Source organism: Hydrogenophaga sp., from assembly GCF_030656115.1.
Lineage (GTDB): Bacteria > Pseudomonadota > Gammaproteobacteria > Burkholderiales > Burkholderiaceae_C > Hydrogenophaga.
In genome coordinates this window covers 1-8,315 of the sequence record NZ_JAUSOO010000184.1, presented here as the reverse complement: position 1 = coordinate 8,315, position 8,315 = coordinate 1, and the positions used below count along the sequence as shown (strand labels likewise).

The window sequence follows — 8,315 nt, the reverse complement described above, 5'->3', positions numbered from 1 at the left end:
GTCCGGTGATTTCTTGTACACCCGCTCCAGTGCCCACTTGTCCTCTTCGCTCAGGCGTGTGTCCAGCCGCTTGCCCACTGCAGTCTCCTATCTTGGTTGCACGGCTGTGTGCCGCTACAGCATGAGTAGACCTCATCAAAGCCTCATTTCGGTCAATCCGATGGAGAATTTCTGTGGGTTGACTTAGGCGTCCCAACGTTGGGATGGGTTTGGCCGCCATCATTTCCAAAATCTGCGCTTCGGTGACCGCCCCGTCCAAATACCGCAGGTTCAATGCAACGTCTGATGATTGCTCTTTCGACTTTAATTTGATGGTGTCGTAAATGGTGACTAGCTTTTTCTGCAAAACCACAGGATCGGTGAGTTGCGGTTTGTCCAGGGGTGGTTTTTGGGGTGTGTAAAAGTCGGTGATGCGTGCATTAACCAGCACGTCAGGGTTGCTTGATCCATTTTTCCCCAGGCCATTTTTGTTAGAGAGTTGTACCACTTCCAGGTTGTCGTGCTGGGCCAACGCGTCGGCAAACTCGTTTTCTGCGCGGGCGGCATTGTTGTTCTCGATCGTATCGCCTGCCTTTTCAACCCGTCGGTTCTGGTTGAATTTTCCAGCAAACGCTTTGGCGTCGGGGTTGCTCAGTTTCAGCGGTTGGCTGAATACAGGCACACCGTCATGGCTGTCTTTGTTGTGCACCCAAACCCCGTGGCACCCAACGAAATAGGTATGGAAGTCCTCAACTTCAATGTTGTAAACAAGACCGCTCTCACTGTCCTGGCATACCGATTCAATTTCAGCCTGCCATCTTTGACCACTCAAGGTCAGGTCGGCCGCTTTTTGTCCTTCTGGTCGGTTGCAGTCGTCTTCTCCAATGGGGTCACAAATCTCCAGCATCTGGCCGGGCTGAAGTTCACAGGCTTTGACCCAGCCCACGCCGTTGACCCAGAAGGGGTGTTCGGCGGTCGCCTGTAGGGCGTCCTTTCTTCCTTCAGCGGTAACGATGATGATTCTGTAAAGCGGGGTCTCAGGGGCAAAAATGCTTTCTCTTTGATGCTCAAATTTCTTGACTACGCGGCGATAGTCTTGCTGCCCCGTTTTCTCGCAGCGAGACAAGACCCAATGCCCCACATCCAAACGGTCGATTTCGATCCATTGCCGATCTCTTGTGACAACGTAGGTGTCCACCGGGAAGCATTGAGGGCGGGGAGCCTCCCGGTCAACCTTCCTTAAAACGAAGTCAACCGGCGCGCCCGGGGCGCAATTGGTGTTATGCACCCAAACCGCCGCATCCCCCACGTAGTAGGTGTGGAAGTCCTCCACCTCAAAGTTGTAGACCGGGGTGAGGAAGGGTTTGCCCAGCTGCAAGCTACCCAGCTCGCTGGCCTGCTCGGGCTTGACCAAGTGGACCTGTTTGGGATCGGTCAAGTCCAGCACCATGCCAACGCCCACGCGGTCGTCCGCTGCAAAACCAATGTGTGCATGCTGGGTGTGGCGGATGAGGCCGTTGGCGTAGACCGTGGCTTGTCGAGGTGCGCTGTTATCCCCTGCGCCACCACCCGCAATTTGCAGCACCATCCCCGGCGCCAGATGTTCCGCCGCCAGCCAGTGCTGGTCATGGACCAACCGTTCTTGCACCCAGAAGGGGTGGTTGGGGGTGGTGATCAGGGTGGTGAGCTCGTCGCTGCCTTCCACCTTGACCTGCACCGCATGCACTTGTTGGTCCAGGTGGGCCACGGTGTTGATCACACGCTTGTAAGCGATTTTTCCACCGTTCTCGGGTTGTGACAGGACTTTGGTGCCTACACGCACTTTCTCGATGGGCAGGGGGCCTTGGTCGGTGTGGACCAGGGTGCCTGCGGCAAAGCAGGCCTGGTAGACCACCTTGCCGTTTTCGTCCAAACGGGCGATGCCTTTGGCGGCTTGGCTGTAGTCCTCCGCCTTGATGATGCGCCCGGACGAGATGGGCGTGCCGTCCGCAGCGACGCGGGGCTGCTCAATGATGTATTGCTTGGAGCCTTTGTGCTCGTACACCATGTTCTTGAGTGGCGAGGTGTCGATGACGCCTCGGGTGAGTTGTTGCCGAGCAAAGTCGGCTTGTTTGATCGCCAGTTGCATTTTGCGTTTTCCTGCGGGGGTGTCGGCCCATTTGCCCAAGAGATCCAGTAGTCAGCAAGTCGAAATCAAGGCCGAGCCCATGTTGTACACGGATTGGTTGGCCTGCAGGTTGAAGAAGGCGTCGTCGGGCGCGTTCTCCACATCGTCGAGCGTGAGATTGCTCAGGCGGAATGAGAGCACACGGTCGGTCTCGTTGACCACAAACACCTGGTTGAGGCGGGTTGTCGTCTTCCTTGACCAGGTATTGATATCGAATTTGATCAAATTTGCATAAATTATTGAAATTACGCCATAATTTCTCAATTATTTGATCAAATAAAAACTGCACACACCCTGTGCGGCACCACCTGGCCCACCCCATGAGCACCGACTCCCTCCAAGACTTTTTCGCCCAGCACCGCATCCAGGAAGTGGAATGCGTGATCCCGGACATGACCGGCATTGCGCGCGGCAAGATCTTGCCGAAAGACCTGTTTTTGAAGTCGGGCCACATGCGCCTGCCCAAGAGCGTGCTGCTGAACACGGTGAACGGCCAGCAACCGGACAACACCGCCTTTGTGGGCGACACCGACCCCGACATGGTGTGTGTGCCCGACCTGAGCACAGCCCGCGTGGTGCCCTGGGCGGCTGAGCAGGTGGCGGTGATCATTCACGACTGCGAGGAGTTTGACGGCACACCGGTGGCCCTGTCGCCGCGCAGCGTGTTGCGCGGCGTGCTCAACCGCTACCAGGCGCGCGGATGGCAAGCCGTGGTGGCGCCCGAGATGGAGTTTTACCTGGTGGCCCGGCACCAGAATCCGCACGAGCCGCTACAGCCCCCACTGGGTCGCACGGGCAAGCCCGAGGCCGGGCGGCAGTCGTATTCCATTGACGCGGTGAACGACTTCGACCCCTTCTTTCTGGAGCTGTCGCGCTTTTGCGAGGTGCACCGCCTCGGCGTTGAAACGCTGATTCACGAAGCCGGTGCGGGCCAGATGGAAATCAATTTCACCCACGGCGATCCGATGGACCTGGCCGATCGGGTGTTTCTGTTCAAGCGCACGGTGCGCGAAACCGCCCTGCGCCACGGCATTTTTGCCACCTTCATGGCCAAGCCCATGGAAGCCGAACCCGGCAGCGCCATGCACATTCACCAAAGCATTCTGGACGCCGAGACCGGCCACAACATCTTCAGCCTGCCCGACGGCTCGGTGAGTCCGGCTTTTGGCCACTACATTGCCGGTTTGCAGCGCTACGTGCCGCTGGTCATGCCCATGCTGGCGCCGTATGTGAATTCGTACCGGCGCCTGTCGCGCAACATGTCGGCGCCCATCAACGTGCAGTGGGGGTTTGACAACCGCACCTGCGGCATCCGCGTGCCCGAGTCCGACGCAGCGAACCGCCGCCTGGAAAACCGCGTGCCCGGCGTGGACGTGAACCCCTACCTGGCCATGGCGGCCACGCTGGCCTGCGGTTACCTGGGCATGGAACAAGCGCTGGAGCCCACCGCGCCCATGCGCAGCAGCGCCTGGGACATGGATTACGAGCTGCCCAACCACCTGGAAGACGCGATACGCCGCATGCGCACCTGCGAGCCGCTGCGCGAGGTGCTGGGCGGCGCGTTTGTCGATGCGTTCCTGGCGGTGAAAGAGCTGGAATACGCCACCTACAACCGGGTCATCAGCTCGTGGGAGCGCGAACACCTGTTGCTGCTGGTGTGAATTGAGAATCACCCCCTGCGCCGCTGCGCGGCTTCCCCCTCTCTCGCCTTCGGCGAGAGAGGGGGACGCACCTGGTGGCCCGGCTAAGCCGGTTCCACGGGCGCCCTGGAATGGAGTCAAGAGCTCCGGAAACTCTCGCTGATCGATTACCGACGTGAACGTGAAATCAACATGAAAAATTCACCCGTTTCCCACCCCAGCCGCACCGGCATTGACTGGCCCCGCGCCCAGGCCTTTCTGGCCCGTGAACGGGCCAGCTATGTGGCACGCAACCCGCAGTCGGCCGAGCTGGCGGCGCAGGCGCAGCAGCACCTGCTGTTTGGCGTGCCGCTGCACTGGATGAGCGACTGGGGCACCCCATTTGCCTTGCACGTGGCCCACGCCAGCGGCGCACTGGTGACCGATGTCGATGGCCACACGCTGGTGGACTTTTGCCTGGGCGACACCGGCGCCATGTTTGGCCACGCACCCGCGCCGGTGGCGCAAGCCCTGGTAAACCAGGCCACACGCGGCTACACCACCATGCTGGCCACGGCTGACGCCGCCGCGGTGGGCCAGTCCCTGAGCGAGCGCTTTGGCCTGCCCTATTGGCAGTTCGCCATGAGCGCAACCGACGCCAACCGTTACATCGTGCGCTGGATACGCGCCGCCACCGGGCGCAAAAAGCTGCTGGTGTTCAACGGCTGCTACCACGGCACCATTGAAGACGTGTTTGTGGACCTGGTGAACGGCCAGCCGGTGCAGCGCAGCAGCCTGATGGGCCAGGTGCACGACCTCACCAAACACACCGTGGTGGTGGAATTCAACGACCTGCCCGCGCTGGAAGCCGCGTTGCAGCAAGGCGACGTGGCCTGTGTGCTGGCCGAACCGGTGATGACCAACATCGGCATGGTGCTGCCCGAACCCGGCTTCTGGTCCGCCGCGCAGGCGCTCATCCGGCAACACGGCGCCCTGCTGGTGATGGACGAAACCCACACCATCAGCACCGGGCCCAGCGGCTACGCGCGCGCCCACGGCATACAGGCCGACGCGCTGGTGCTGGGCAAACCCGTGGGTGGCGGCGTGCCTTGCGCGGTGTACGGCATGAGCGCCAGCCTGGCCGCACGCGCCATGCGGGCCAAGCAAGAGGCCCCGCCCGGCCACAGCGGCATTGGCACCACGCTCACCGGCAACATGCTGGCCATGGCCGCCATGCGCGCCGCGCTCACCGAGGTGATGACAACCAGCGCCTACGCCCACATGCTCACCCAGGCCCAGGCGCTGGCCAGCGGGCTGCACAGCATCTTGCAAAAGCACCGCCTGCCGTGGTGTGTCACCCAGGTGGGCGCGCGAACCGAGTTTCAGTTTTGCGCCACGCCGCCGCGCAACGGCAGCGAAGCCGACCGCGTGCTCGACGGCGAGCTGGAGCACCTGATCCACCTGAGCCTGCTCAACCGGGACATTTTGATCACCCCGTTCCACAACATGATGCTGGTGTGCCCGCAAACCACCCCAGCCCACGTGGCCCAGCTGCTGGACGCCCTGGACGCGGTGTTGAGCGAAATCACCGCGCTGAGCCTGTCCGCATGAAAACCACCCCCGCCCCCACCCAGCAAGACAGCACCTACCTGCGCCTGCGCCAGTGGGTCACGGTCGGCCGGTTTCTGCCCGGCGAGCGGCTGAAAATCCACGCCATTGCGCAGCAACTGGGCGCGGGTGTGATGCCGGTGCGCGCCGCGCTGCAGCGCCTCGCGGCCGAAGGTGCACTGGTCAACGTGCCGCACAGCGGCATGCTGGTGCCCCGGCTCTCGGTGGCCGAGTTTGACGATGTGTTGCAAATGCGCCTGCTGCTCGAAGGCGAAGCCGCCGAACGCGGCGCCCACCGCATCGACAGCGCCGGTGTGGCCGAGCTGGCCGCGCTGGAACAGCGCATGGGCGAAGCCCTGGCCGCGGGCGATGCCAAAGCCTACCTGGACGCCAACGAGACCTTTCACCTGCGGCTGTACCAGGCTGCCGCCTCGCCCATGCTGATGGCGCTGATTGAAACGGTGTGGCTCAAGGTGGGGCCGCTGTCGAACCGGCTGTTTGAGGCCGAGGGCGCGGCGCGGGTGCTCAACCATGCCCACGGGGATGCCATGAGCGCCCTGCAACAACGCGACAGCGCCGGGGTGCGCCGAGCCATCGAGCGCGACCTGTTTGTGGCCGGGCAGTTTCTGCGGCCGTTCTGCGCGGGTTGATCAGCCCGCGCGCAACCACACAAAAGCGCCCACCAATCCCATCAGCACCGGCTGGTGCAGCAGGTAATAGCTCAGGCTCCATTGCCCCAGCGTCACCAGCGCGCGGCGCAAACCGCCTGCTGGCGCGTCGGCAGACCCCAGCCAGGTGGGCCGGTGCTTCAGCGCCCACTGCCCCGCCGCCAGGCCCCACCACACCACACCCAGCCACGGCAGCAGCGGCACATAGTCTTCGGTGATGGGTTTGCGGCTGATGAACCCCAACCAATTCAGCCACGGTGTGTTGAACACCTCCAGCGCGGGCATGGCGCCGATCAGCCACGGCGCGACCCATTTCAGCGCCACCGCCAGCGCACCCAGCAACCACAGCCAGGCGCCCCACCCCGCCGTGAGCCGGGCCACGATCAGCATGACCGCAATGCCGTGCAGCACGCCAAAGTAGATGAAGCTGTTGGGAAACACCACCACCGAACCCACCGTGACCAGCAGCGCGGCCCCGGCCACCTGAGCCCAGCGGCGCCAGAAACGCGGCCAGCTTTGCCCCCGGTGCAGCGCCACCGCCTGCGACAAACCGGCGGTGAACAGAAAGCCACTCACGATGGCGGTGCGCTGCCAGGTCCAGAACGGGTCGCTGTAAAAGTTTTGCTGAATCAAGCCAAAGTGGTTCAGGTCAAAGCTGAAATGAAACGCCGTCATCCACAGCATGGCGGCGGCGCGCAGCAGGTCGATGCGGTCCAGCCGCCCGGCCTCGGTGGCTGGGCGGGCGGTGGGCGGCCCGGCTGGTTTTTTCACGCGGCGCCCCACGCTCAGGCCCGGCGCTGAATGTCCAGCAACAGGTCAGCCAGCGCTTGTGGCGCGCTCACCATCGGGTCGTGCCCGGTGGCCAGCTCCAGCACCTGCCAGCCCGGCTCGCTGCGCACCCGCACACGCGACGGCGCAATGGTGGCCAGCGCGGGCATCGTGCAGTCAATGAAGGTGCGCGGCACGGCGGCCACGCGTTCGGCGTCAAAGTCCAGCGGCTGCTGGTACAGCTTGAAGGGCTGCGGCGTCTGGCGGCGGTTCACCCAGTCGCGGTCGGCGCCTTCCAGCCCAAACAGCGCCGCGTCGGGTGGCGGAAAACTCAGGCCACCGCTGGGCTGGGCGGCGTCGATGCGCGCCTGTTTTGTTTCGGGCGCGTGGTGGCTGCTCCAGCTGTCGCCGGGGTACGGCAGCGCCGCGTCCAGGTACACCAGATGCGCCAGCAAGCCCGGGCGTTCGCGCTGCAGCCGGTCGGCCACGCCGGTGATCACCATGCCCGCATAGCTGTGGCCCACCAGCACCACACGCTGCAACTCTTCGGCCTCGATCAACCCGATCACGTCTTGAATGTGGGTGTGCAGGTCGATGGCCGGGCTCAGCAGGTGCGCCCGCTCGCCCACGCCGGTGAGCGTGACCGCGTGCACCTCGACCCCCGCGCCTCGCAGCAGCGGCAGCACCCGCCGCCAACACCAGGCGCCATGCCACGAGCCGTGCACCAGCACGACGGCAGTGGGAACGTTCGGGGCGGAATCGGTGGGTGCAGGCATGGGTGTTCTCCGGGACAATATCGGGGTTTTTTCGACCACCGATTTTGCACGCTCAACGCCCATGCTGCCCCACCAACTGGAACTGCTCTCCCCTGCCCGCGACGCCGACATTGGCATCGAAGCCGTCAACCACGGGGCCGACGCGGTCTACATCGGCGGGCCATCGTTTGGCGCCCGCACCAGCGCCGACAATTCGGTGAAAGAAATTGCCCGCCTGGCGAAATACGCGCACCGCTTTGGCAGCCGCATTTTTGTGACGATGAACACGATCTTGCGCGACGACGAACTGGAGCCGGCCCGCAAGCTGGCCTGGCAGCTCTATGACGCGGGCGTGGACGCACTCATCATCCAGGACATGGGCTTGCTGGAAATCGACCTGCCGCCCATTCAGCTGCACGCCAGCACGCAAACCGACATCCGCACCCCTGAAAAAGCCCGCTTTCTGCAAGACGCGGGTCTCTCCCAGATCGTGCTGGCGCGCGAACTCACGCTGCAGCAAATCGCCGCCATTCGCGCCGCCACCGACCCCGAGCGCTGCACGCTCGAATTTTTTGTACACGGCGCGCTGTGCGTGGCCTACAGCGGCCAGTGCTTCATCAGCCACGCCCACACCGGGCGCAGCGCCAACCGGGGCGACTGCTCGCAAGCTTGCCGCCTGCCTTATGAGGTGAAAGACAGCCAGGGCCGCATCGTGGCGCACGACAAACACGTGCTGAGCATGAAAGACAAC

General features: G+C 63.3%; 8 protein-coding genes. 4 read left to right on the top strand and 4 right to left on the bottom strand.

The annotated features are described in order from the left end of the window. On the bottom strand, positions 1-2,107 hold a 2,107-nt coding region (locus Q7J58_RS22615; protein WP_304832338.1), incomplete at its 3' end, for a polymorphic toxin-type HINT domain-containing protein. A gap of 51 nt (positions 2,108-2,158) precedes the next feature. Next, the gene (locus Q7J58_RS22610; protein ID WP_304832336.1) at positions 2,159-2,371 is read right to left on the bottom strand and encodes a hypothetical protein; all 213 of its coding nucleotides are present in this window, start codon (positions 2,369-2,371) and stop codon (positions 2,159-2,161) included. Between the two features lie 95 nt (positions 2,372-2,466). On the opposite strand from Q7J58_RS22610, the gene Q7J58_RS22605 reads away from it, so the two are divergent. From Q7J58_RS22605 to Q7J58_RS22595, 3 genes are all read left to right on the top strand, one after another. Next, positions 2,467-3,807 (top strand): glutamine synthetase family protein, encoded by a 1,341-nt coding sequence (locus Q7J58_RS22605; protein ID WP_304832335.1) that lies wholly within the window; start codon positions 2,467-2,469, stop codon positions 3,805-3,807. 171 nt (positions 3,808-3,978) lie between these two features. Beyond that, entirely contained in the window at positions 3,979-5,376 is a 1,398-nt protein-coding gene (locus tag Q7J58_RS22600) for an aspartate aminotransferase family protein (RefSeq protein ID WP_304832333.1), read from the top strand. Continuing rightward, the gene (locus Q7J58_RS22595) at positions 5,373-6,023 is read left to right on the top strand and encodes a GntR family transcriptional regulator (protein WP_304832331.1); all 651 of its coding nucleotides are present in this window, start codon (positions 5,373-5,375) and stop codon (positions 6,021-6,023) included. The genes Q7J58_RS22600 and Q7J58_RS22595 overlap by 4 nt, the downstream gene beginning before the upstream one ends. Here the strand turns inward: Q7J58_RS22595 and Q7J58_RS22590 are convergent, their stop codons facing one another. After that, complete coding sequence (locus tag Q7J58_RS22590) at positions 6,024-6,812, bottom strand: heparan-alpha-glucosaminide N-acetyltransferase (protein ID WP_304832329.1); 789 nt, start codon at positions 6,810-6,812, stop codon at positions 6,024-6,026. Positions 6,813-6,826: 14 nt separating this feature from the next. Beyond that, on the bottom strand, positions 6,827-7,585 hold the full coding sequence (locus tag Q7J58_RS22585; RefSeq protein WP_304832328.1) for an alpha/beta hydrolase: 759 nt from the start codon (positions 7,583-7,585) through the stop codon (positions 6,827-6,829). 61 nt (positions 7,586-7,646) lie between these two features. Between Q7J58_RS22585 and Q7J58_RS22580 the strand changes: the two genes are divergently transcribed. Further along, on the top strand, positions 7,647-8,315 hold a 669-nt coding region (locus Q7J58_RS22580), incomplete at its 3' end, for a peptidase U32 family protein (RefSeq protein ID WP_304832326.1).

Coding starts and splice junctions, on each gene's coding strand:
- Q7J58_RS22605 (WP_304832335.1), top strand. CDS start 2,467: ATGAGCACCGACTCCCTCCAAGACTTTTTCGCCCAGCACCGCATCCAG.
- Q7J58_RS22600 (WP_304832333.1), top strand. CDS start 3,979: ATGAAAAATTCACCCGTTTCCCACCCCAGCCGCACCGGCATTGACTGG.
- Q7J58_RS22595 (WP_304832331.1), top strand. CDS start 5,373: ATGAAAACCACCCCCGCCCCCACCCAGCAAGACAGCACCTACCTGCGC.
- Q7J58_RS22585 (WP_304832328.1), bottom strand. CDS start 7,585: ATGCCTGCACCCACCGATTCCGCCCCGAACGTTCCCACTGCCGTCGTG.